Origin of the sequence: Flavobacterium columnare NBRC 100251 = ATCC 23463 (genome assembly GCF_002530675.1) — a bacterium.
In the GTDB taxonomy this organism is placed as follows: domain Bacteria; phylum Bacteroidota; class Bacteroidia; order Flavobacteriales; family Flavobacteriaceae; genus Flavobacterium; species Flavobacterium columnare.
In genome coordinates, this window is record NZ_PCMX01000092.1 from 1 (window position 1) to 23,334 (window position 23,334).

At 31.6% G+C, this 23,334-nt stretch carries 20 protein-coding genes; 8 read left to right on the top strand and 12 right to left on the bottom strand.

Features of this window, described 5'->3' with window-relative positions; translation table 11 throughout:
• Nucleotides 1-402: 402 nt before the first annotated feature.
• From yajC to B0A78_RS11810, 4 genes are all read right to left on the bottom strand, one after another.
• Nucleotides 403-666, bottom strand: coding sequence for a preprotein translocase subunit YajC (gene yajC, locus B0A78_RS11795; RefSeq protein WP_014164251.1), 264 nt, complete (start codon nt 664-666; stop codon nt 403-405).
• A gap of 44 nt (nt 667-710) precedes the next feature.
• Nucleotides 711-1,211 (bottom strand): DUF1573 domain-containing protein, encoded by a 501-nt coding sequence (locus B0A78_RS11800; RefSeq protein ID WP_014164252.1) that lies wholly within the window; start codon nt 1,209-1,211, stop codon nt 711-713.
• Between the two features lie 7 nt (nt 1,212-1,218).
• Nucleotides 1,219-2,127: a transcription antitermination factor NusB gene (nusB, locus tag B0A78_RS11805; RefSeq protein WP_014164253.1), complete on the bottom strand. Its 909-nt coding sequence runs from the start codon at nt 2,125-2,127 to the stop codon at nt 1,219-1,221.
• A gap of 175 nt (nt 2,128-2,302) precedes the next feature.
• Complete coding sequence (locus B0A78_RS11810; RefSeq protein WP_014164254.1) at nt 2,303-3,406, bottom strand: Glu/Leu/Phe/Val dehydrogenase dimerization domain-containing protein; 1,104 nt, start codon at nt 3,404-3,406, stop codon at nt 2,303-2,305.
• 200 nt (nt 3,407-3,606) lie between these two features.
• On the opposite strand from B0A78_RS11810, the gene B0A78_RS11815 reads away from it, so the two are divergent.
• Together B0A78_RS11815 and B0A78_RS11820 are read left to right on the top strand one after the other, a co-directional pair.
• Entirely contained in the window at nt 3,607-5,367 is a 1,761-nt protein-coding gene (locus B0A78_RS11815) for an ABC transporter ATP-binding protein (protein ID WP_014164255.1), read from the top strand.
• Nucleotides 5,368-5,442: 75 nt separating this feature from the next.
• The gene (locus B0A78_RS11820; protein WP_014164256.1) at nt 5,443-5,808 is read left to right on the top strand and encodes a PUR family DNA/RNA-binding protein; all 366 of its coding nucleotides are present in this window, start codon (nt 5,443-5,445) and stop codon (nt 5,806-5,808) included.
• 611 nt (nt 5,809-6,419) lie between these two features.
• Here the strand turns inward: B0A78_RS11820 and B0A78_RS11825 are convergent.
• From B0A78_RS11825 to B0A78_RS11835, 3 genes are all read right to left on the bottom strand, one after another.
• Nucleotides 6,420-7,679 carry an aminotransferase class I/II-fold pyridoxal phosphate-dependent enzyme gene (locus B0A78_RS11825; RefSeq protein ID WP_077225751.1) on the bottom strand — a complete coding sequence of 420 codons (1,260 nt, stop codon included), beginning with the start codon at nt 7,677-7,679 and terminating at the stop codon, nt 6,420-6,422.
• Nucleotides 7,680-8,991: 1,312 nt separating this feature from the next.
• Nucleotides 8,992-9,945 (bottom strand): transketolase family protein, encoded by a 954-nt coding sequence (locus B0A78_RS11830; protein ID WP_041253304.1) that lies wholly within the window; start codon nt 9,943-9,945, stop codon nt 8,992-8,994.
• A 71-nt stretch (nt 9,946-10,016) separates the two neighbouring features.
• Nucleotides 10,017-10,862 (bottom strand): transketolase, encoded by an 846-nt coding sequence (locus B0A78_RS11835; protein WP_014164259.1) that lies wholly within the window; start codon nt 10,860-10,862, stop codon nt 10,017-10,019.
• Nucleotides 10,863-11,034: 172 nt separating this feature from the next.
• On the opposite strand from B0A78_RS11835, the gene tgt reads away from it, so the two are divergent.
• The 6 genes from tgt to B0A78_RS11865 all read left to right on the top strand — a co-directional run bounded on the left by tgt (nt 11,035) and on the right by B0A78_RS11865 (nt 18,228).
• Nucleotides 11,035-12,165: a tRNA guanosine(34) transglycosylase Tgt gene (tgt, locus tag B0A78_RS11840; RefSeq protein WP_014164260.1), complete on the top strand. Its 1,131-nt coding sequence runs from the start codon at nt 11,035-11,037 to the stop codon at nt 12,163-12,165.
• Entirely contained in the window at nt 12,165-13,271 is a 1,107-nt protein-coding gene (locus B0A78_RS11845; RefSeq protein WP_014164261.1) for an LptF/LptG family permease, read from the top strand. Before tgt ends, B0A78_RS11845 begins: the two co-directional genes overlap by 1 nt.
• Nucleotides 13,258-14,145 (top strand): DMT family transporter, encoded by an 888-nt coding sequence (locus B0A78_RS11850; RefSeq protein WP_041253143.1) that lies wholly within the window; start codon nt 13,258-13,260, stop codon nt 14,143-14,145. Before B0A78_RS11845 ends, B0A78_RS11850 begins: the two co-directional genes overlap by 14 nt.
• A 112-nt stretch (nt 14,146-14,257) precedes the next feature.
• The gene (locus tag B0A78_RS11855; protein ID WP_014164263.1) at nt 14,258-15,211 is read left to right on the top strand and encodes an acetyl-CoA carboxylase carboxyltransferase subunit alpha; all 954 of its coding nucleotides are present in this window, start codon (nt 14,258-14,260) and stop codon (nt 15,209-15,211) included.
• 151 nt (nt 15,212-15,362) lie between these two features.
• Nucleotides 15,363-16,913 (top strand): replicative DNA helicase, encoded by a 1,551-nt coding sequence (gene dnaB / locus B0A78_RS11860; protein WP_014164264.1) that lies wholly within the window; start codon nt 15,363-15,365, stop codon nt 16,911-16,913.
• 52 nt (nt 16,914-16,965) lie between these two features.
• Nucleotides 16,966-18,228 carry a hypothetical protein gene (locus B0A78_RS11865; protein ID WP_014164265.1) on the top strand — a complete coding sequence of 421 codons (1,263 nt, stop codon included), beginning with the start codon at nt 16,966-16,968 and terminating at the stop codon, nt 18,226-18,228.
• A 247-nt stretch (nt 18,229-18,475) separates the two neighbouring features.
• Here B0A78_RS11865 and rlmF read toward each other — a convergent pair whose 3' ends face one another.
• From rlmF to thrS, 5 genes are all read right to left on the bottom strand, one after another.
• The gene (rlmF, locus tag B0A78_RS11870; protein WP_065213303.1) at nt 18,476-19,375 is read right to left on the bottom strand and encodes a 23S rRNA (adenine(1618)-N(6))-methyltransferase RlmF; all 900 of its coding nucleotides are present in this window, start codon (nt 19,373-19,375) and stop codon (nt 18,476-18,478) included.
• Nucleotides 19,376-19,464: 89 nt separating this feature from the next.
• Nucleotides 19,465-19,809, bottom strand: coding sequence for a 50S ribosomal protein L20 (rplT, locus tag B0A78_RS11875; protein ID WP_014164267.1), 345 nt, complete (start codon nt 19,807-19,809; stop codon nt 19,465-19,467).
• 167 nt (nt 19,810-19,976) lie between these two features.
• Nucleotides 19,977-20,174: a 50S ribosomal protein L35 gene (gene rpmI, locus B0A78_RS11880; RefSeq protein ID WP_014164268.1), complete on the bottom strand. Its 198-nt coding sequence runs from the start codon at nt 20,172-20,174 to the stop codon at nt 19,977-19,979.
• A 79-nt stretch (nt 20,175-20,253) separates the two neighbouring features.
• The gene (gene infC / locus B0A78_RS11885; protein ID WP_196771915.1) at nt 20,254-20,811 is read right to left on the bottom strand and encodes a translation initiation factor IF-3; all 558 of its coding nucleotides are present in this window, start codon (nt 20,809-20,811) and stop codon (nt 20,254-20,256) included.
• A gap of 17 nt (nt 20,812-20,828) precedes the next feature.
• The gene (thrS, locus tag B0A78_RS11890) at nt 20,829-22,775 is read right to left on the bottom strand and encodes a threonine--tRNA ligase (protein ID WP_065213304.1); all 1,947 of its coding nucleotides are present in this window, start codon (nt 22,773-22,775) and stop codon (nt 20,829-20,831) included.
• Between the last annotated feature and the right edge of the window lie 559 nt (nt 22,776-23,334).

A 23,334-nucleotide genomic window follows, 5' to 3' on the forward strand; every position in this document is an offset into this window, starting at 1 on the left:
ATATAATTGAAATCATCGTTCGTTCGAGTGCGAAGCGCATCGAGAACCAATACTAATATTTGTTGCTTTTGTAGATGTACTATTTTTAAAAAGAAAATTCAAAGTTTAAATGGTATAATTCAATTACTACTACAATAAAATGTGAATTATCAAAAAAAGCAGAAAATATATTATATTACAGTAAAAGAGAATACTGCTATTGTACGAGTAGATGATAAGATGCACTTAGCGTTTAATTGGTTACTTCAAAAACGGCAGAAATCACATTAGTGCTATGTGATTTGTTTTGTCTATTCACTTCATTCGAGCCTTCCTTTGGGTTCAAATGAATTGTGTTTATTTCCAAAAAGAACAATAGCCATCATCGAAAAAAATGGATGGCTATTATTCCTAAATAAAATTTTATTTTTTATTTAATGTTTTTGTCATATCTAATGATATAGCAGAACGTTCCATTTTTATTTTACCAGCCATAGTTTCTATAATAACTGTACCTTCGGCTAATTCAGCTATTTTTCCATGAATTCCACTTTTGGTGATAATCTTGTCGCCTACTTTTAGTGAAGATTCAAATTCTCTTTCTTTTTTTATTTTTCGTTGTTGTGGTAGTATTAAGAATACAAACATTACAACAAACATTAACAAATAAGGTAAAAATTGCATCATTTTCGTATTAATTTACTTTTTATATTGTTATAAGATATTAAAAACTATTTAGTAGTAGAGTCGTTATTTTCTACTAATATATTTGCTTTAAAAGTTAAAATTTCGTTTCCTTGTTCTGTATTGGTTAAAAGAGCAACTGATTTAGTTTGTTGACCCGATTTTCCTTTAGAATCAAAAATAATTTTTATTTCACCTGATTGTCCTTTTTTTACGGGTGTTTTTGTCCATTCTGGAGCTGTGCATCCACAAGAAGGGCGAACTTCCATTACATATAAGTCATTTTTACCTGTATTAGTAAACTTAAATATATGCTCTACTTTATCTCCTTGTTTAATTGTTCCAAAATCATGTTGAAGATTATCAAACTCTATTTTTGGGTATTCACCTGGTTTTAGTTTCTTTTTCATGCTTTCTTCTTTCATGGAAAGCACACCTTGTGGTAATACTAAATTATTATCGTCTAATTGTTGAACCTCAAATTCGTCTTTAGATTTGCAGGCTACTAATGAAAGGATTGTAAAAATTGCAAAACTGTACTTTTTCATCTTGTTATTACATTAAGCCACGACCTGTCTTTTTTAACTTGCCGTTCGTGTTAAATTCTTTTACTAAATTATCTAAAATTCCGTTGATAAATATAGAACTTTTTGGAGTAGAATATTCTTTTGCTATTTCTAAATATTCGTTAATTGTTACTTTAACAGGAATTGAAGGGAACTTTAATAATTCACAAATGGCCATTTTTAGAATAATAGTATCAATTTCTGCAATACGTTCTATTTCCCAATTAGGTGTTTTTTCAGCAAATTCCTTAGCAAGAGTCGCTTCGTTTAAAGTTGTTTTTCGGAAAAGTTGTGATACAAATTCACGATCTTCAATATCGTTAAATAATTTAGGAACAAAGAATAAATCGTCTTCGTTCTTAATGGCCCTTAATTGTTTAACAATAAATGTATTTATTAGAGGAATGTCATCTATCCAAGTTAACTTATGATCTTCTAAATATTCATAAAGTTTAACGTTTGGCGCTAAAATTTCTGTAAATAGATTGATAATGAAATCTTTGTCTTCTTGAAAATCATTGATGCGATTAGTCATGTACTTTTTGTACAAATCGCTTTGTTTAATTTCAGTAGTAAAAATTTTTACATATTCCTCATGTATATGCCAATCATTAATTTTTCGATCGGTTAATGCAATAGATAGGGAATTGCTTTCCTCTAATAGATGAAGAACTTTGTTATGAACAAATTTTAAATTTGGATTTTTTTCTTCTCGGGTAGCTAAATATTTTTTACTAGATAAATCTAAAAACTCTTCCTCTTTCTTTCTTATTTCTAATAATAAAGAAATGGTTACAAGATACAAATCTTGCATATTATCGATACTATTAAATAAGAACCTCTCTTCTTTTTCAATATTATCTGAATGGTTTTGATGCATTGCATATATAGTTTGCATCACTTTTAGTCGGATATGTCTTCTATTTAACACCTTTGTAAGAACTTTTAAAAAATTAACGAAGCGAAAGAGTTTCTCTCGCTTCGCAAAAATACATATTTTTTAGAGATTAAAATACCTTAACATAAAGAGTAATTAACAATTTTTGTTAGGTTATTTGTTTTTTAATCGTCAGTTATTTAGCCAATTCTTTCTTTTTAAGGTCAATACGATTTTGAGCAATTTTGAAAGCGGCTTCGTGAGTTGTAATATTATTAGCATCAGCATAGTCAAATATCTCTAATGTCGTATTGAAGATATTTTCAGTTCTACGCATAGCTTCCTCTTTGCCGTAGTTAGCTATTTCGCCGTACACGTTAATGATACCACCTGCGTTAATCAAGAAATCAGGAGCGTATAAAATTCCTTTTTCTTTTAGCATTTGTCCGTGGCGTACCTCATTCGCCAATTGATTATTAGCAGCACCAGCAATTACTTTTGCTTGTAACTTGCTAATAGTATCATCATTTACCGTTGCACCCAAAGCACATGGAGCGTAAATGTCTATATCTGTACTGTATAAATCATCTCCTTGGGAAATTTTAGCACCGTATTTGTTTCCTATTTCAGTTAAACGAGCTTCATTAATGTCTGAAATAATAACTTTTGCCCCTTCATTTGTTAAATAGTCAACTAAAGTTTCTCCTACGTGACCAATACCTTGTACTAAAACTTTTTTACCGTCTAAGTTTTCAGATCCAAATTTATATTTAGCTGCAGCTTTCATTCCCATATATACACCGTATGCGGTAACAGGTGAAGGATTACCTGATCCACCTATTGCTTCAGAAATACCCGTTACGTGTGGTGTGTGTTGACGAATTAAGTCCATATCAGGTGTTGTTGTACCTACATCCTCAGCTGTAATGTAACGCCCGCTTAAAGAATGTACAAATTGACCGAATTTAGCAATCATTTCAGGAGTTTTATCAACTTTTGAATCGCCAATGATTACTGCTTTACCGCCACCTAGATTTAAGCCAGAGATAGCCGATTTAAAAGTCATTCCTCGAGACAAACGTAGTACATCATTCAATGCTTCCCACTCGTTTGTATATTTCCACATTCTAGTCCCTCCCAAAGCAGGACCTAAAACCGTGTTATGGATACCAATTATTGCTTTTAAACCAGTATCTTTGTCGTGGCAAAAAACAATTTGTTCGTGATTATCAAATGAAACTTGACCAAATACAGGATCAACTTTATGTAATTCACTTGCTTTTACAGATTCAGTAATCATAATGAATGTTTTTTAAAATAGTATGGTTTGTTTTTTAAAACCGATGCAAAATTACGCTTTTCGATTAATTTTTTGCAATTATAAGCTAAAATATTTAGTTCTAGTTATAAAAAATAAAATTTTATTATCTATAAATTACTGTTTGAATATTAAAGTTTTATTGAAGTATTTTTATTTAAAAACGTTTTTATTTTGAAAAAATGAAAGAGCTTAGGTATATCAACCCTTATTTTTTAAAGTATAAATATCATTTTTTTGGAGGAATTTTAATTACAATAATTGCTCAGTTTTTTTCATTGTTTACTCCTGAATTAATCGGAGATTCCATCTCTGAAATAGAACACTATTTTAGGTATAATCAATCCAATTCGACCGAAATAAGAACTAATTTAAAAAAATACATTATCCTAATCTTAGGAGCTACTTTGTTTGCTGGTTTTTTAACTTTTTTGATGCGCCAAACATTAATTGTTATGTCTCGTCATGTGGAATATGATCTAAAAAATGAAGTCTTCAAAAAATACGAAATATTAAGTCAGCGTTTTTATATAGAAAATAGAACGGGCGATTTGATGAATCGTATTACTGAAGATATAGCAAGAGTGAGAATGTATGTGGGACCTGCGGTTATGTATACAATCAATACAATCATCAGATTTGCTATTGTTATTTTTTACATGATAAAACTGTCTAAAATACTAACGATAATAGTATTACTGCCATTGCCTTTATTAGCGTACTCTATTTTTAAAATAAGTTCCGAGATTAATAAAAAAAGCACTATTTTTCAGCAAAATTTATCCAAGCTTACCAGTTTTGCACAAGAATATTTTTCAGGAATTCGTGTTGTTAAATCCTATCATATTCATTCTTTTAAAGAATTAGAACTCAATGATCTTTCTAAGATTAATTATGAAAAAAGTATAGATTTAGCTAAGACACAAGCTTTTTTTGCTCCTTTAATGTTATTGTTAATAGGATTAAGTAATTTATTAGTGATTTCCGTAGGAGGGTATATGTATATTCAAGGAAGTTTGTTAAATCTTGGAGTTATTGCCAAATTTATACTTTATATCAATATGTTAATTTGGCCCGTTACATCCATAGGTTGGGTTTCATCGTTGGTACAAGAAGCAGAGGCTTCTCAAAAAAGAATAAACGAATTTCTAAAAACGGTACCAGATATTACGGATGATTCCAGTAGTAAATCGTGTCGTTTAGATAATAGCCTTTATTTTAAAGAGGTTAGTTTTCGTTATCCCAATAGTAATGAGTTGGTTTTGAGAAAAATTAATCTTAATATTAAGAAAGGAGAAAAAGTTGTGGTATTAGGGCCTACAGGTTCTGGTAAAACAACCCTTTTGTCTCTTATACCTAGATTGTACGATGTATCAGAAGGAGCTGTTTTTATAGATAAAATAAATATAAAAGAAATCCAACTACAAAATTTAAGAAAAATGATAAGTGTTGTGCCTCAAGACTCATTTTTGTTTTCTGATACTATTTTTAACAATATATGTTTTGGTAAAGAAGAGGCTACTCTAGAGAATGTAATAACTGTAGCAAAACAAGCGGTTATTCATGATACTATTTTGGGATTTAAAGATCAGTACCAAACAGTATTAGGTGAAAGAGGAATTAGTCTTTCAGGAGGTCAAAAACAACGGGTGTCTATTGCTCGTGCTTTAATTAAGGATGCTGATATATTATTGTTAGATGATAGCTTATCAGCCGTAGATACCGAAACAGAAGAAGAAATTTTAAATAATTTTAGAAAAAACCCTAAAGATCAAACGATTATAATGATAACCCATAGGGTATCGTCTGCTAAAAAAGCAGATAAAATTATCGTTTTAGAAAATGGAATAATTACTCAGCAAGGGACTCATAATCAGTTAGTAACTAAGGAAGGGTATTATAAAAATTTATATTTAAAACAAATAACTGAAAAAGATTTTTAATAAATATTTGGCTGTAAGTATTTTTTTTTACAAATTTGAACATCACAACACAAAATAATTTTTGATAGAATGAGAATGAACGAAAACGAAATGTTAGAAAAAGAAGAAATTTTTTCTAAAGTATTACGCGCAGGGAGGAGAACTTATTTCTTTGATGTACGTTCTACAAAGGCAGATGATTACTACATCACAATTACAGAAAGTAAAAAGTTTACGGAGGATGATGGATCTTTTCATTTTAAAAAACACAAAATCTATTTATATAAAGAAGATTTTGCAGCATTTAAAGATATTTTAGATGAAATGACATCTTATGTCTTAGATCAAAAAGGAGAAGAAGTGATTTCAGAACGTCATCAAAAAGATTTTAAAAAAGAATATCAAAGAGAAGAGGAGAGCTTAAGAAATTCTTTTACAGATATTGATTTTGAGGATATTTAAATTTTTAAAAATAAAATTTAGAAAAGGGTTGTTTTTTTTAACCAACCCTTTTTTAATTGAAATAAGAGCTAAATGGGTGGTGTTGGTAGGAATTGGTGCTGTTTTATTTTAGAGAATGGGAGGAAATTAGAAAAATGTTGTTTGGATAGAAAAAAGATACTACATAAAAATATTTTGTTTCCAATCGTAAGATTTCTTCTTTTGTTGATGTAAACCAGTCAAATAAAAGATTATCTGCTTAATTGTCATCAAATTCACAAATTTTAGATCAACTAATAAAAAAGCATTGGCTTGAATAATTACGTTTTTAGAAGTATTTGAATGCCTATGAGATAACGAATTAGATTTTTTTTAGATAAAAATCACTCTTAGAATCTAAAAAAACACTCGATTTTTATCCTCAATCTAACAAAACCAACTCTTTTAAAAAAAATCCGTGCATTTTATCTTTTTCTTTTGCCCTTTCCATCTTCATTATAAGGACTAACGCATAATCTAAGGTTAAAATATTTTGGTATGTATTTTTAAAAAAAGTCCATTACTTTAAGTAATGGACTTTTTTTTAATTAAGGTTTGTAATTTTTTATACTCAATAGATTTTGGTGAGTTTTTTAAGACACATTTTCAACATTAGCTTCCGCTAATACTTTATAAGTACCATTGCTTAATTTTTCACGAATGGCTTCAAAAGCTGCTAACGTTTCATCTATATCACTAATAGTGTGTGAAGCAGTAGGTATCATGCGTAGTAAGATAATACCTTTAGGAATTACAGGATACACAACAATAGATAAAAAGATGTTGTAGTTTTCACGCAAATCATTAACCATAACCATGGCTTCTGGTATAGATCCTTCTAGGTATACAGGTGTTACACAAGTATTTGTATCGCCTATATTAAATCCTTTGGATTTTAAACCGTTTTGTAAATAATTAACATTTTCCCAAAGCTTGTTTTTTAATTCAGGCATTGTACGTAGCATTTCTAGGCGTTTTAAAGCGCCTACAGTAAATATCATAGGCAATGACTTAGCAAACATTTGAGAACGCAAGTTGTATTTTAAATAGTCAATTATATCTTTATCGCCTGCTACAAAAGCTCCTATACTAGCCATTGACTTAGCAAAAGTTGAAAAGTATATATCTATACCATCTTGGCAGCCTTGTTCTTCACCAGCTCCTGCTCCTGTTTTACCTAAAGTACCAAAGCCATGTGCATCGTCAACTAACAAGCGGAAATTGTATTTTTCTTTTAAAGCTACAATTTCTTTTAGCTTACCTTGTTGTCCACGCATACCGAAAACCCCCTCAGTAATAACCAAAATGCCACCGCCTAATTCAGTAGCCATCTTAGTTGCTCTTTGTAGGTTTTTTTCAAGGCTTTCTACATCGTTATGTTTGTAGGTAAAACGTTTACCCATGTGTAAACGAACTCCGTCAATTATGCAGCCATGTGAATCTACATCGTATACAATAACGTCATTTTTAGTTACTAAAGCATCAATCGTAGATACCATACCTTGATAACCAAAGTTTAGTAAATAAGCGGCTTCTTTACTTACAAATGAAGCCAGTTCATTTTGTAATTGTTCGTGTAAAGTTGTGTGTCCGCTCATCATACGAGCTCCCATTGGATAGGCAGCACCATATTGTTCGGCTGCTTCTGTATCAACTTTTCTGATTTCAGGGTGGTTCGCTAAACCTAGGTAATCATTGATAGACCAGTTTAAAATTTCTTTACCATGAAACTTCATGTGAGGGCCTAGTTCGCCTTCAAGTTTAGGAAATACATAGTAACCTTCGGCTTGCGATGCCCATTTTCCTAATGGCCCTTTATTGTTTTGAATTCTTTCGAATAAGTCTTTTACCATCTTATTATTAGATTAAAAAAATCAAGACAAAAATATAAATTAATACCGATTAAATTAAAAAATGGATGAACAATAAATAAAAAAAGTCATACTCTGAACAGTATGACTTTTCTTGATAATTTTAAATGATCAATGTAATTCCCCAAAAACAAATAACGAGATAAAGTGTATTGTTTTACTAAAAATAAGAAGTGTTAAGAAGAAAACTACTCAATTAAATAATACGAAATATTTTTTAGTAAACCTTTACTCGCGTAGATCATTTAAAAATAAAAAATGTTTATTTGACTAAGCAATGCTGGGCAAAGTTAATTAACTGTGATTTAATCTTGTTACGGGTTTTCCGTACATTTTGTTAAAGTTTTTTGTGGAGGTAAAGAGCTGGTTTTTATGAAAAGAAGTGGAGTAAAAAGATGAACTCGTTTTAAGAGAATTGAATATATGAAAAGAATCTTTGGTATTTTGAATATTTTAGTCATAAAAAAGGCTGTCCTAAACTATGGACAGCCTCATTTTTTAAATTTTTAAACGATAATTGTGTATCTCCCAAAAACAAAATAAAAGATAAAGTTGTGGTATTTATACGCTAATCAATAATTTTTTACTAACAAATTATTTAATAAAAACACCAAAGTATGGATCGTAAGTTTACTTTATCAAAAAGAACGTTTAAAAATTTAGTTTGTTTACTTGATTAAGAACGTATTACAAATTTAAAGGAGTGAAATTTAAATTTGTTACGGTTTTACCATATATTTTGTTAAATTTTGTTTCTGGTGTTTTCAGTTTCAAACCACTTTTATCAGTCCGTATGTTATCATTTATAAGGAAAAAATAAACTTTTACTTTGTAGTTTGTTACTTCGAGGTAAGATTTAATTAAGTATAATAGTCGATAGACTTGTACCGTTTAGGATGTGTAACTATTGTTTAGAAATAAACTAGTTAGGTAAATTGTGATTTTTATATCATTATTTAAACAGATATTGCCTTTAAAGAAACAAATAAATTGGTAATTTATGTTTTAATATGATTTAAAAATAATCAACTTGAATTAATTAATGATTGATTAGAAGTAAAGATTACAAAAAATGATTTATAAAGGCTAATTAGTTGATAAAAAGAGTATTAGAAGATAAGAATAGTCGTGAAAAAAGAACGTTTTTTTTAAACTTCTTTTACACAGCGAAGTTTGAACTCATAATCATACTTGACTTTTCTTTCCATAAAAATACCCCCAAATAGTATCTAACTTTTTGGGGGCAGTGCAAATGATTATTAGGACAGTCTTTTTTATATTAAAAGGAATAGATTTATTTTCTCTTCATTACTTTTTCAACAGCTTCTACGATAGAAGGGGCATTTAATTTGTATTTTTCCATTAATTGCTCAGGTGTTCCAGATTCACCAAATGAATCTTTAACAGCTACAAATTCTTGTGGAGTAGGAGTGTTCATAGCTAATACCCTAGCAACACTTTCGCCTAAGCCTCCTAAGATGTTGTGCTCTTCAGCAGTTACTACACAGCCTGTTTTAGCTACTGATTTTAAAATAGCTTCCTCATCTAATGGTTTTATGGTATGTATATTAATTACTTCGGCAGAAATACCATTGGCTTCTAATGTTTCTGCGGCTTGTAGTGCTTCCCATACTAAATGACCTGTAGCTAAAATTGTAACATCTGTTCCTTCACTAAGGTGTAAAGCTTTTCCTATTATAAAAGGTTCGTCAGAAGATGTAAAATTAGGTACTACAGGACGACCAAAACGCAAATAAGCAGGACCATGATGATCCGCTAAAGCTATAGTAGCCGCTTTAGTTTGATTATAATCACAAGTATTGATTACAGTCATACCAGGTAACATTTTCATTAAACCAATATCTTCTAAGATTTGATGAGTAGCCCCATCTTCACCCAATGTCAAACCTGCGTGAGAGGCACAAATTTTAACATTTTTATCTGAATAAGCAATAGATTGACGAATTTGATCGTATACACGACCCGTAGAAAAATTAGCAAAAGTACCTGTAAACGGAATTTTACCACCAATAGTTAAACCTGCTGCTATCCCGATCATATTGGCTTCTGCAATACCAATTTGAAAGAAACGTTCAGGATGATTTTTCTTAAAATCATCAAATTTTAAAGATCCTATTAAATCCGCACAAAGTGCTACCACATTTTCGTTTTTTTGACCTAATTCAGTCATACCCGCTCCAAAACCAGAACGTGTATCTTTACTCCCTTGATTTGTATATTTTTTCATTTTTTTAATTGCTATAAACTCTAACCAACAGTAATACATATATTGTATACTTGTTTGAGGTCTAAAGTATTTTAATAATCACCTAAAGTTTCTGCATTTTGAGCCAATCCATTAGCTAATTGCTCATCATTAGGAGCTTTACCATGCCAAGCATGAGTGTGCATCATAAAGTCTACACCATTTCCCATGACAGTATGAAGTAATACACAAATAGGTTTTCCTTTACCAGTACGATTTTTAGCTTCGGTCATTCCAGCTAAAATGGCTTCAATGTTATTTCCTTCTTTTATTTCAATAACATCCCAGTCAAAAGCTTCAAATTTAGCTTTTAAATTACCTAATGAAAGAACATCATCCGTAGATCCATCAATTTGTTGACCATTATAATCAACAGTGGCAATTAAATTATCTACTTTTTTAGCAGAAGCATACATAATAGCTTCCCAGTTTTGTCCTTCTTGTAATTCACCATCACCACATAATAAATAGACAAGATGGTTGTCATTATTTAATTTTTTAGCTTGAGCAGCGCCTATACCTACTGACAAACCTTGTCCTAATGAACCTGATGCCATACGTATTCCAGGTAAACCTTCGTGAGTAGTAGGGTGACCTTGTAAACGTGAATTTAATTTTCTAAAAGTAGCCAATTCAGAAATAGGAAAATAACCGCTTCTAGCTAAAACACTGTAAAAAACAGGTGAAATATGACCATTAGATAAAAAGAAAATATCTTCTCCAATACCGTCCATGTCAAATCCTGGTTTACGGCTCATTAGATTTTGGTATAATACAGTTAAGAACTCAGCGCATCCTAATGATCCACCAGGATGTCCTGAGTTTACAGCATGTACCATACGAAGAATGTCTCTCCTTACTTGTGTTGTAAAATCATTTAGTTGTTGAATGTCAGACATTTTTTAATAGGTTTTTGTGAATCGGTGTCAAAATTACTTCATATTTTTTCGAAAGACAAATCTTGTATGAATACTTTTTTAGTTAAAGATTTTAAAAATCTAAAATTGGCAATCTAAAATCTGAATCCAATAGGTTATCTTTGCGCTTTAAAATTTTGGAAGAAAAGTTATTATGAAGTTCGAATTATTACATACAGATCCACAAACACAAGCACGAGCAGGGAAAGTAATTACGGATCATGGCGTTATTGAAACCCCTATTTTTATGCCCGTAGGGACTGTTGCTTCTGTAAAAGGAGTACATCAACGTGAACTAAAAAATGATATTAATCCTGATATTATTTTAGGAAACACTTACCATTTATATTTACGTCCACAAACAAAAATTTTAGAACAAGCTGGGGGATTGCATAAGTTTATGAATTGGGATCGTAATATTCTTACTGATTCGGGAGGTTATCAAGTATATTCGCTTTCTTCTAATCGTAAAATAAAAGAAGAAGGAGTTAAATTTAAATCGCATATAGATGGATCATATCACTTTTTTTCACCAGAAAGTGTTATGGAAATTCAACGTTCTATTGGGGCTGATATTATTATGGCATTTGATGAATGTACTCCTTATCCTTGTGATTATCGTTATGCTAAACGCAGTATGCACATGACACACCGTTGGTTAGATCGTTGTGTAGATCACCTGAAAAAAGTACCCGAAATGTACGGTTATGAACAAACTTTATTTCCTATTGTTCAGGGAAGTACATACAAAGATTTGAGAGCTCAGTCTGCGGAATATATTGCTAATGTTGGCGCACAAGGGAATGCTATCGGAGGATTGTCAGTAGGAGAGCCAGCAGAGGAAATGTATGCAATGACAGAAGTAGTTACCGCTATTTTACCTAAAGAAAAACCAAGATATCTAATGGGAGTAGGAACTCCTATAAACATTTTAGAAAATATTGCTTTAGGTATTGATATGTTTGATTGTGTAATGCCAACTCGTAATGCTAGAAACGGTATGTTGTTTACAGCAAATGGAGTTATTAATATTAAAAATAGAAAATGGGCCGATGATTTCTCACCAATTGATGAAATGGGCCATACATTTGTTGATACGGATTATACAAAGGCCTATTTAAGACATTTATTTGCGGCAGACGAATATCTTGGTAAGCAAATAGCAACTATCCACAACTTAGGCTTTTATATGTGGTTAGTTCGTGAAGCAAGAAAACACATTTTAGCAGGAGATTTCCGCGAATGGAAAGAAAAAATGGTTAAACAAATGGCTCAAAGGTTATAATGTTCTCAAATCTATTTTCAAAATTAACATTAATTGATCGTTACATACTGAAAAGATACTTAGCTACCTTTTCAGCTATGCTTTTATTGTTCATTCCAATAGGAATTACGATTGATATATCTGAAAAAATAAATAAAATATTAGAAAATAAAGTTCCCTTTATTAAGGTTGCATCTTACTATCTAGATTTTGTAATTTACTTTGCAAACCTACTTTTTCCAATATTCTTATTTTTATCAATTATTTGGTTTACATCAAAATTAGCCAATAATACAGAAATTGTAGCTATTTTAAGCTCAGGTATTTCGTTTCAGCGATTTTTAAGACCTTATTTAATAGGTGCTACAATAGTCTGCCTGTTAGCCTTGATTATGGGCTTCTTTTTAGTACCAAAATCAAGTGAAGGATTCAGAAGCTTTCGGTATATGTATCTTATTGGAGGAGGACGAGAAGAAATGCGTCAAACCAATGATGTCTTTAGACAAATTAGTAAAAACGAGTATGTTTATGCAAGTAATTTAAATGTAGAAGGAAAAACAGCCTATACATTTGTATACGAACGATTTGATAAAAATAAACTAGTCGAAAAAATAACAGCCACCTCAATTACGTATAATCCTAAAACAAAAGATTATACACTGTCTAATTACACTAAAAGAGTAGTAGGAGAATTAGATGACAAAATAGAATCAGATATAAGTAAAAATTATAAATTTAATTTCGAAATAGAGGACTTGACACCAGTAGTTTATATAGCTGAGACCTTAATGCCTACTGAATTAGATGAATTTATAGAAAAAGAAAGACAAAGAGGTTCTTCCAATATTAATGCTTATTTAGTTGTTAAGTATAAAAAGTACAGCGTGCCTGTTTCAGCCTTTGTCCTAACAATAATAGCAGTTGCTGTTTCATCAATGAAACGACGTGGAGGAATGGGAGTAAACCTAGCAATAGGAATAGCGGTTGCCTTTTCCTATATTTTCTTAGATAAAATATTTGGTACAATGGCAGAAAAATCCTCTTTCCCCGCTTTTATTGCCGTTTGGTTACCCAATGTCATATTCGGTGTTTTAGCCTATTACTTATTAAAAAATGCTAAAAGATAAAACGTTTACAAGTTATTTACATCTCCATTTAATTGTTTTTGTATGGGGATTTACAGCCGTTTTAGGTGCTTTAATTACTTTAGAAGCACTGCCTTTAGTTTGGTTTAGAATGAGTATAGCTTCTGTTTTTATTCTAATTTATGTTTTTTTTGCAAAAATTAGTTTAAAAATTACTTTACAATCATTGGTACGATACCTTATAGCAGGATTAGTTATAGCATTGCATTGGTATACGTTTTTCCAAGCAATCAAAGTGTCTAATATATCCATAACTTTAGCTTGTTTGTCTACAGGTGCTTTTTTTACATCCATATTAGAACCTATCTTTTTTAAACGTAAAATAATTCTATACGAAGTAGCACTAGGTTTAATGGTAATTGTTGGCCTGTACTTGATTTTTAAAGTAGAAATAAAATATATTCAAGGAATTATATTAGCCTTGACTTCAGCATTTTTATCCGCTTCTTTTTCCATTATTAATGGAAAATTAGCTAAAAATGATTCACCAACTATTATTTCTTTTTATGAATTATTAGGAGGTGTTTTATTTTTTTCTCTTTTTTTACTATTTACTGGAAGTTTTAATTATTCCTTTTTTCAAATATCAACAAATGACTTGCTATGGATGGGACTTTTGAGCTCTGTATGTACCGCTTACGCATTTATAGCATCAGTACAAGTTATGAAATATTTAAGCCCTTATACAGTAATGCTAACCATAAATTTAGAACCTATATACGGTATAATTTTAGCCTTATGGGTTTTTGGAGATAAAGAAAAGATGAATCCCCCGTTTTATTTAGGCGCTTTTATTATACTAATAACGGTAATTTTGAACGTATTTTTTAAAAATAAAACCAAAAAAAAAGAGTAAGTGATTGTATTTTAGAAAGTTGTGTTGCTGAGGGATACTTTAGATCAAATATTTCTTTAAAACTCCATCTAAAATTTTATCTTTGCTCACTCAACTAGAAATATAAAATCTTATGGAATATTTAGATTTTGAATTACCTATTAAAGAGCTTGAAGAGCAAATTGAAAAATGTCAGCTTATAGGAGAAGATACACAAGTAGACGTATCAGCTACATGTGAACAATTAGCAGAAAAGTTAGAAGAGACAAAAAAAGATTTATACGAAAATTTAACAGCATGGCAACGTGTTCAAATGTCTCGCCATCCAAACCGTCCTTATACTTTAGAACACATTGAAAATTTAACGCAAGGTGTATTCTTAGAACTATTTGGAGATCGCGGAGTAAAAGATGATAAAGCCATGGTTGGAGGGCTAGGTAAGATAAACGGCCAATCTTTTATGATCATCGGTCAACAAAAAGGAATTAATACAAAAATGCGTCAATTGCGTAATTTTGGTATGGCAAATCCAGAAGGGTACCGTAAAGCATTACGTTTAATGCGTATGGCTGAAAAATTTGATATTCCAGTTTTAACCTTAGTTGACACCCCTGGAGCCTACCCTGGTTTAGAAGCAGAAGAAAGAGGACAAGGGGAAGCTATTGCACGAAATATTTTCGAAATGATTCGTCTAAAAGTACCCATCATTACAGTAATTATAGGAGAAGGAGCCTCTGGTGGAGCACTAGGAATAGGAGTAGGAAACAAGGTGTATATGATGGAAAATACTTGGTATTCCGTAATATCACCGGAGTCGTGCTCATCTATTTTGTGGAGAAGCTGGGAACATAAAGAAAAAGCAGCCGAAGCACTTAAATTGACAGCAAAAGATATGAAAGAACACGGATTAATTGATGAGATTATTCCAGAACCTCTTGGTGGAGCACACCGTGATAAACCCACAGCCTTTAAAAATGTAAAAGAATATGTATTAAAAGCTTTTGGCGAATTAAAAGACTTATCAACAGAAGAGCTAATAGCTCAACGAATGGATAAGTATAGCAAAATGGGGCATTATCAAGAATAATATAAGAATTTAATATATTTAAATCCGAAGCCCATGGTTTCGGATTTTTTTATTCTTATTAACAAAACAAAATAATAATTAACAGTAGTTCTCAACACTTTAAGGATTGTTTTTTCTTCTCTTTTTCGAGATTTCAAACTACCTTTGTATTATGGAAAATTTTAAAAATATCAACCCAGCTAAAGTAGACAAAACGGCTATAATAAACCTTGAAAAAGGAAAATTGCCACCACAAGCCATTGATTTAGAAGAGGCTGTTTTAGGAGCCATGATGATAGATAAAAAAGGAGTTGATGAAGTTATTGATATTTTACAACCCGATGCCTTCTATAAAGATGCCCATAAGTATATTTTTGATGCCATCGTTACGCTTTTTAATGATTCGCAGCCAATTGATTTACTGACCGTTTCAGCCCAACTCAAAAAAATGGGTAAATTAGAAGTAGCAGGAGGGGATTATTATTTGATTCAACTGACTCAAAAAATTTCATCTTCCGCACATATAGAATTTCACTCACGTATTATTCTTCAAAAATATATTCAGAGAAGTTTGATTAAAATTTCTTCCGAAATCATAGAAGAAGCCTATGATGAAACCACCGATGTTTTTGAGTTATTAGATAGCTCAGAAGCCAAATTCTATGAAGTAACACAAGGTAATATCAAACGAAGTTCAGAAACAGCACAAAGCTTAGTAATTCAAGCTAAAAAAAGAATTGAACAAATAGCAGGTAAAGAAGGATTGAGTGGTATACCAACAGGTTTTCACGCATTAGATAAAGTAACTTCAGGTTGGCAACCTTCTGATTTAATTATCATTGCAGCTCGTCCAGGTATGGGGAAAACAGCATTTGTATTATCCATGGCACGAAATATGGCAATCCAATTTAATAGTGGAGTAGCTGTGTTTTCCTTAGAGATGTCCTCCGTTCAGTTAATTACTCGTTTGATTTCCTCCGAAACAGGCCTGTCTTCCGAAAAATTACGTACGGGTAAGTTAGAAAAACACGAATGGGAACAATTATCAGTTAAAGTTAGAGATCTAGAAAAAGCACCTCTTTTTATAGATGATACACCCTCCTTATCAATATTTGATTTAAGAGCTAAAGCACGAAGATTAAAGTCACAATACGATATAAAAATTATAGTTATTGACTACCTTCAATTAATGACAGCAGGAGGAAACGCAAAAGGAGGAGGAGGAAATCGTGAACAAGAAATTTCAACCATTTCCCGAAATTTAAAAGCATTAGCAAAAGAATTAGATGTACCAGTTATAGCTTTATCCCAGTTATCACGTGCCGTAGAAACACGTGGTTCTAGTAAACGACCCCTATTATCCGATCTACGTGAATCAGGAGCAATCGAACAAGATGCTGATATCGTATCATTTATTTATCGTCCTGAATATTATAAAATTGAAGAATGGGATGATGATGAACGTTCTCCCACTCAAGGGCAAGGAGAGTTTATCATAGCCAAACACCGTAACGGTAGTTTAGAAAATATACGCCTAAAATTCTTAGGACATCTAGGTAAGTTTGATAATTTAGACGAATTTGGAAGTGATTTTGATGATCTACCTTCCAAGATGAATTTAGAAGACTCTAATCCATTCATTACGCCTAATTTACCTTCTCCTAATGAAGCATTTGGTAGTACTATGAATAATTTTGATGACGATAGCGATGTCCCTTTTTAATTAAATAATAAAAATTTATTATTATATTTGGTAATAGATACACATAGGTTCCATGAAAGTTTTTTTGATTTTTATAATTACATTTTTTAATATTTCCATAAAAGCAAATTCTATTTTGCTTCCCATGGATGAAACCGCTCAAAAAAATCATTTAAAAGCCTATGGTATTACTTATTGGGTATTAGACAAAGGATATAAAGGAAGTTGGTTGCTTAATTATAGAGGAGGTTCTTTTCTTTTGCCAGATATTCAAGAAATTAAGAAAGAATGTCAAATAAGAGGTGTCAGTTTTGAAATTATTTCAGATAATGAAACACAACAAATCCTGGCAGATATAGCCTCTCCATCTCAAAATATGGAAGCTGTAACATTAGAAAAAGCACCAAAAATAGCAGTGTATTCGCCTCCAGGAAAGCAACCTTGGGATGACGCAGTAACAATGGTTTTAACTTATGCAGAAATTCCCTTTAAGGTAGTGTATGATCAAGAGGTATTAAATGATCAATTATTATTGTATGATTGGTTACACTTACATCATGAAGATTTTACAGGACAATACGGTAAATTCTACGGGTCATACAAAAATATGCCTTGGTATATAGAACAAAAAAGAGATTCAGAAGATTTAGCAGCCAAATTAGGTTTTCAAAAAGTATCCAATGAAAAATTAGCCGTCGCTAAAAAAATACGTGATTTTGTTATAGGAGGAGGATTCATGTTTGCTATGTGCTCCGCAACAGATAGTTTTGATATAGCCCTTTCTGCCGAAGGAATAGATATTTGTGAAACAATGTTTGACGGAGATCCCAGTGAATCAAATTATCAAAATAAAATAGATTATTCAAAAACCTTCGCCTTCAAAGATTTTCTTCTAGAAAGAAGACCTGAAAAGTATGAGTTCTCAACTATAGATACAACTGAAAAACACCAATCAATTGTACCTTTTGATAAAGATTATTTTACTCTATCAGAATATTCAGCAAAATGGGATGTTATACCCAGTATGCTTTGTCAGAATCATACCGCATTAGTTAAAGGTTTTATGGGACAAACTACCGCATTCGATAAAGAATTAATTAAATCAAACGTTTTAGTAATGGGCGAATGTCAAATAAACGGTGAAGCACGTTATATTCATGCACAAAAAGGAAAAGGATTTTTTACTTTTTATGGAGGACATGATCCCGAAGATTACCAGCATAGAGTAGGGGATGAACCTACTGATTTAAATTTACATCCTAATTCTCCTGGTTTTCGTTTAATTTTAAATAATATTTTGTTCCCAGCAGCTAAAAAGAAGCACCAGAAAACGTAATTTAATTTTATTGAAACATTTGTATTTAGGCATTATAGTAAAAAATAACACTTTTTTTAGTACAGCACCAAAACCCATATTATGCGTTAGTTTGTGATGAAGAGGAAAAGAAAAAGTGCGTATTTTTTACCGAAACTGTAATTTTATTAAGGGTAAAAAATGACTACTTTTTAGAATCAAAGTCACTTTTATCTGTGATAAATTTCTAATCCGAAAATCTAGGTGTTACAAAAAAATAATAGTAATCTTATAAAAACCGCCAAGCTAAAATTCTTGTGGTTTTGTTACCTTGTTCCATAGGAATGATTTCAAACGTAGCTTTTAATTTTTTTAAAATAGTTTCAAAATTTTTTAAATGTTCTTTTTTAGAAACTAATGACGTAAACCATTTAACTTGTGATTTAAAATGTACACTTTCGTAAATCATATTGGTGATAAAGGCTTTTTCGCCACCTTCGCACCATAATTCATTATTCTGTCCGCCAAAGTTCAAAACAGGCTTGCCTTCAATGGTTTTGCCTAAATTTTTCAATTTACGAGTGGTTCCTTTGGTGGCTTCTTCTCTAGAATTATGAAAAGGAGGATTACAAATTACACAATCAAACCGTTCACTGGGCTGAATAATATTTTTTAAAATATTTCTCTTACTTTCTTGAAGACGTAACGTAATAGACTTAGTTAATTCATTTTCTTCAATTATTTTTTCTGCAGTTAGTTTCGCAGGCTTATCTATTTCTGTTCCTACAAAAGTCCAGCCATATATTTTATTCCCTAAAATAGGATAGATGCAGTTTGCACCAGTCCCTATATCTAATATTTTAATACCACTTCCAGTTGGTAAAGTTCCATTAATACCTTTGGCTAGTAGATCAGCAATATAATGTATGTAATCAGCTCTGCCTGGTATTGGCGGACATAAATTAGTTTTAGGTAACCTATAAAAATGAATTTGATAATAATATTTTAATAAAGCACTATTTAAGCTTCTAACAGCATCAGGATTAGCAAAATCAATACTTTCACTTCCGAATTTATTCAGATTAATGTGTTTTTTTAAATCAGGATATTCAGAAATCAATAACGAAAAATTATAATTTTGATTATGCTTATTTCTGGGATGCAAGCCTTTATTTTTATCAGTTTTCATAGCTTTATTTAAAATGGAAATCTACAAACAAAAATCCCAATCTTTCGACTGGGATTTTTTAAGTAAGTTAAATATATTGTTAAACGTTATTATTTTACTTTGTTAAGAATAGCTTTGAAAGCTTCAGGGTGATTCATAGCTAAATCAGCTAAAACTTTACGGTTTAACTCAATGTTATTAGCTTTTAATTTACCCATGAATTGAGAATAAGACATTCCTTCTAAACGAGCACCTGCATTGATACGCATAATCCATAAAGAACGGAAATTTCTTTTCTTTTGCTTTCTGTCGCGGTAAGCATATAACATTGCTTTCTCAACCGCATTCTTAGCAACTGTCCAAACGTTTTTTCTTCTACCAAAGAAACCTTTGGCTTGCTTCATTATCTTTTTTCTTCTTGCTCTTTTAGCAACTGAATTTACTGATCTTGGCATAATTTTTACTTTTTTGAAGTAAGGCGTTCTGAAATTTATCAGACTCTTAAAAGCCCACCCCAGGGTTATTAAATTGTTTTAACCGAAATTATCAAATTAAATACTTAGTAGTAATTAGTAAATAGCTATAGTGACCTAATCACTTTTTATTTTTACTAATCGCTTAATTAGATAATTCTTAATTGTTCTTTTACACTTTTCACGTCTGATTGATGAACTAAAGCAGAGTGAGTTAACGCTAATTTACGTTTTTTAGACTTTTTAGTCAAAATGTGACTTTTAAAAGCGTGTTTTCTTTTAATTTTTCCAGAGCCAGTAACCTTAAAACGTTTCTTAGCACTAGATTTAGTTTTCATTTTAGGCATAATTTCCCAAATTTATTTAATTTAACTTACTTACTATTTTAAATAATTAGTCAAAAGCAGTTAGGCTAATGTCTAATTCTTACTTACCCTTTTTTTTAGGAGTGATAAACATAATCATACGTTTGCCTTCTAAAACAGGCATAGCTTCCACTTTTCCTACCTCTTCAAGATCCTGAGCTAATCTTAATAACAAGATTTGTCCTTGCTCTTTATAAATGATAGAACGACCTTTAAAGAATACAAAAGCTTTTAATTTTGCTCCGTCTTTGAGGAATTTTTCAGCATTCTTCTTTTTAAATTCATAATCATGCTCATCTGTCTGAGGACCAAAACGAATTTCTTTTATAACGATCTGAGTTGATTTGGCTTTCAATTCTTTTTCACGTCTCTTCTGTTCGTATAAGAACTTTTTATAGTCCATTATTTTACAAACAGGAGGTTCAGCGTTTGGAGAAATTTCAACCAAATCAAGTTCTAATTCATCTGCCATACGCAAAGCGTCTGAAGTCTTTACAACTCCAGGCTCCACATTATCTCCTACTAAACGAATCTCTGGAACACGAATATATTGATTAATTCTGTGTTCGTCTTTTTTTTCTACGCGAGGTTGATTACCTCTGTTGTTCCTGATTGCGATAACTTTTAATTTTTTAGTTAAACTTCAAATGTTTTTAAAGATTTGCTCACTTCCTCATTTACTAAAGTAGCAAAATCTTCTATTTTCAAGGTTATGTTTCCTTTTCCTTCTTGTCCGTGTCTGCGAACAGATACCGTTCCATTTTTCTCTTCTTCTTCACCCACAATCAACATAAATGGAAACTTCTTAACCTCCGCTTCGCGAATTTTCTTACCAATCGTCTCGTTTCGGTTGTCAATTAGGGCGCGAATTTCGTGATTTTCTAGCAAATCTGAAACTTTTTTCGCATAATTTTCATATTTTTCACTCAAAGATAAGATTATAGCCTGTTCAGGCATTAACCAAAGAGGAAAATTTCCTCCTGTATGCTCTAATAAAATTGCAATAAAGCGCTCCATAGAACCAAAAGGGGCTCTATGAATCATTACAGGTCTATGTAATTCATTGTCAGAGCCTTTGTAAGTCAAATCAAAACGCTCAGGTAAGTTATAGTCTACTTGAATAGTTCCTAATTGCCAACTTCTTCCTAAAGCATCCTTAACCATAAAGTCTAATTTAGGACCATAAAATGCAGCTTCACCGTATTCAATAACTGTATTTAATTGTTTCTCTTTAGCCGCATTGATAATTGCATTCTCGGCCTTTTCCCAGTTTTCATCAGAGCCAATATATTTTTCTGGTTTTTCTGGATCTCTTAACGAAATCTGAGCTGTAAAATTTTCAAATCCTAAGGAACCAAATACATATAATACCAAGTCAATTACATTCTTAAATTCTTGATCTAATTGATCAGGAGTACAAAATAAATGTGCATCATCTTGTGTAAAACCTCTAACGCGAGTTAATCCATGTAATTCGCCAGATTGCTCATATCTGTATACTGTACCAAATTCCGCATAACGCTTTGGTAAGTCTTTGTATGACCAAGGTCTGGCATTGTAAATTTCACAGTGGTGTGGACAGTTCATCGGTTTTAATAAAAACTCTTCACCTTCTGCAGGTGTATGAATAGGTTGGAAGCTGTCTGCCCCATATTTTGCATAATGTCCCGAAGTAACATATAGTTCTTTTTGACCAATGTGTGGAGAAACAACTTGTTCGTAACCTGCTTTCTTTTGTGCTTTCTTTAGGAATTGCTCTAAACGGTCACGTAAGGCAGCTCCTTTTGGTAGCCATAAGGGTAAACCTTGACCAACACGTTGTGAAAAATGGAATAAATCAAGTTCTTTTCCTAGTTTTCTATGATCACGACGTTTTGCTTCCTCTAATAAAGCTAAATAATCAGTCAAGTCTTTTTGTTTAGGGAACGAAATACCATAAACACGCGTTAACTGTTTGTTTTTTTCATCGCCTCTCCAGTAAGCACCCGCAACCGAAAGAATTTTCATAGCTTTAATAATCCCAGTATTCGGAATATGTCCGCCACGACATAAATCGGTAAAAGTAGCATGGTCGCAAAAAGTAATCGTACCGTCCTCTAAATTTTGAATTAACTCCGTTTTGAATTCATTGTTCTTATATGTTTCTAAGGCTTCTGCTTTAGTTACACTGCGCATTTTGAATTCGTGTTTCTCTCTAGAGATTTCTAACACACGGTCTTCAATTTTCTTGAAATCAGCGTCGGTAATTTTATGTTCACCAAAATCAACATCATAATAGAATCCCTTCTCTATGGCAGGGCCAATAGTTAGTTTGATGCCAGGGTAAAGTTCCTCTAAAGCCTGAGCCATCACGTGCGAAGTCGAGTGCCAAAAAGCTTTTTTTCCTTCCACGTTATCCCAAGTAAATAAAGTTAAGTTACCGTCGGTAGTCAATTCGGTAACCGTCTCAACGGTTGTCCCGTTAAAGCTTGCCGAAATAACATTGCGCGCTAAACCTTCACTAATCGATTTAGCCACGTCCATAGGAGTCACGGCACTTGCGTACTCTCTAATCGAACCGTCTGGTAAAGTAATCTTAATCATATTAAAAATTTAAGAACGCAAATATAAAGGTTTATAAAAATAGATACAATATATATAGGTAGAATTTAAAAAATTACTTTGACCTCTGATTGTGTGTTGTATTTTTAGATGAAGATTAAAAGAGCAAAGAAAATGAAAATACACGGAATTTTTTTGCCAGAGCTGTAGTTTTATATAGAGGGTGAAAAAATGAGTTTTTTTACATTTAAAGTTATTTTTATCTGTAATAAATTTCTAATTGAGTAATATGGGGTAAATAATTAGGTCTTATAAAAAGATGATGAAATAAGGAAGGAATAGAAACAAAGAATAATAAATAAGTTTTACGGGGGTAAGTTAATTTTTATAGATAAATAATTGTTTAACTTTGATTCTATGGGCGTGCCCCTTCGGGTCGGGCTGTCCGTTCTATCTTTTGCTAAAGAAACCTTCACAAAAAAAAGCTATAGCATTCAGCAAAAGGATGCCACTGCCATCCCTCACGCAAACCACCCTTTAAAAACAAAACAATCCAAAACAGACCATAGAATGATAAAGGTACAAATACTCTAAGAAAAAA

Excerpts from the sequence above, each read along its gene's own strand:
- dnaB (WP_014164264.1), top strand. The coding sequence starts at position 15,363 with ATGGAAAATTTTAAAAATATCAACCCAGCTAAAGTAGACAAAACGGCT.
- B0A78_RS11830 (WP_041253304.1), bottom strand. The coding sequence starts at position 9,945 with ATGAAAAAATATACAAATCAAGGGAGTAAAGATACACGTTCTGGTTTT.
- tgt (WP_014164260.1), top strand. The coding sequence starts at position 11,035 with ATGAAGTTCGAATTATTACATACAGATCCACAAACACAAGCACGAGCA.
- B0A78_RS11850 (WP_041253143.1), top strand. The coding sequence starts at position 13,258 with ATGCTAAAAGATAAAACGTTTACAAGTTATTTACATCTCCATTTAATT.
- B0A78_RS11835 (WP_014164259.1), bottom strand. The coding sequence starts at position 10,862 with ATGTCTGACATTCAACAACTAAATGATTTTACAACACAAGTAAGGAGA.
- rpmI (WP_014164268.1), bottom strand. The coding sequence starts at position 20,174 with ATGCCTAAAATGAAAACTAAATCTAGTGCTAAGAAACGTTTTAAGGTT.
- B0A78_RS11815 (WP_014164255.1), top strand. The coding sequence starts at position 3,607 with ATGAAAGAGCTTAGGTATATCAACCCTTATTTTTTAAAGTATAAATAT.
- B0A78_RS11800 (WP_014164252.1), bottom strand. The coding sequence starts at position 1,211 with ATGAAAAAGTACAGTTTTGCAATTTTTACAATCCTTTCATTAGTAGCC.
- B0A78_RS11820 (WP_014164256.1), top strand. The coding sequence starts at position 5,443 with ATGAACGAAAACGAAATGTTAGAAAAAGAAGAAATTTTTTCTAAAGTA.
- B0A78_RS11855 (WP_014164263.1), top strand. The coding sequence starts at position 14,258 with ATGGAATATTTAGATTTTGAATTACCTATTAAAGAGCTTGAAGAGCAA.
- nusB (WP_014164253.1), bottom strand. The coding sequence starts at position 2,127 with ATGCAAACTATATATGCAATGCATCAAAACCATTCAGATAATATTGAA.
- rlmF (WP_065213303.1), bottom strand. The coding sequence starts at position 19,375 with ATGAAAACTGATAAAAATAAAGGCTTGCATCCCAGAAATAAGCATAAT.
- B0A78_RS11845 (WP_014164261.1), top strand. The coding sequence starts at position 12,165 with ATGTTCTCAAATCTATTTTCAAAATTAACATTAATTGATCGTTACATA.
- B0A78_RS11825 (WP_077225751.1), bottom strand. The coding sequence starts at position 7,679 with ATGGTAAAAGACTTATTCGAAAGAATTCAAAACAATAAAGGGCCATTA.
- thrS (WP_065213304.1), bottom strand. The coding sequence starts at position 22,775 with ATGATTAAGATTACTTTACCAGACGGTTCGATTAGAGAGTACGCAAGT.
- B0A78_RS11865 (WP_014164265.1), top strand. The coding sequence starts at position 16,966 with ATGAAAGTTTTTTTGATTTTTATAATTACATTTTTTAATATTTCCATA.
- yajC (WP_014164251.1), bottom strand. The coding sequence starts at position 666 with ATGATGCAATTTTTACCTTATTTGTTAATGTTTGTTGTAATGTTTGTA.
- rplT (WP_014164267.1), bottom strand. The coding sequence starts at position 19,809 with ATGCCAAGATCAGTAAATTCAGTTGCTAAAAGAGCAAGAAGAAAAAAG.
- B0A78_RS11810 (WP_014164254.1), bottom strand. The coding sequence starts at position 3,406 with ATGATTACTGAATCTGTAAAAGCAAGTGAATTACATAAAGTTGATCCT.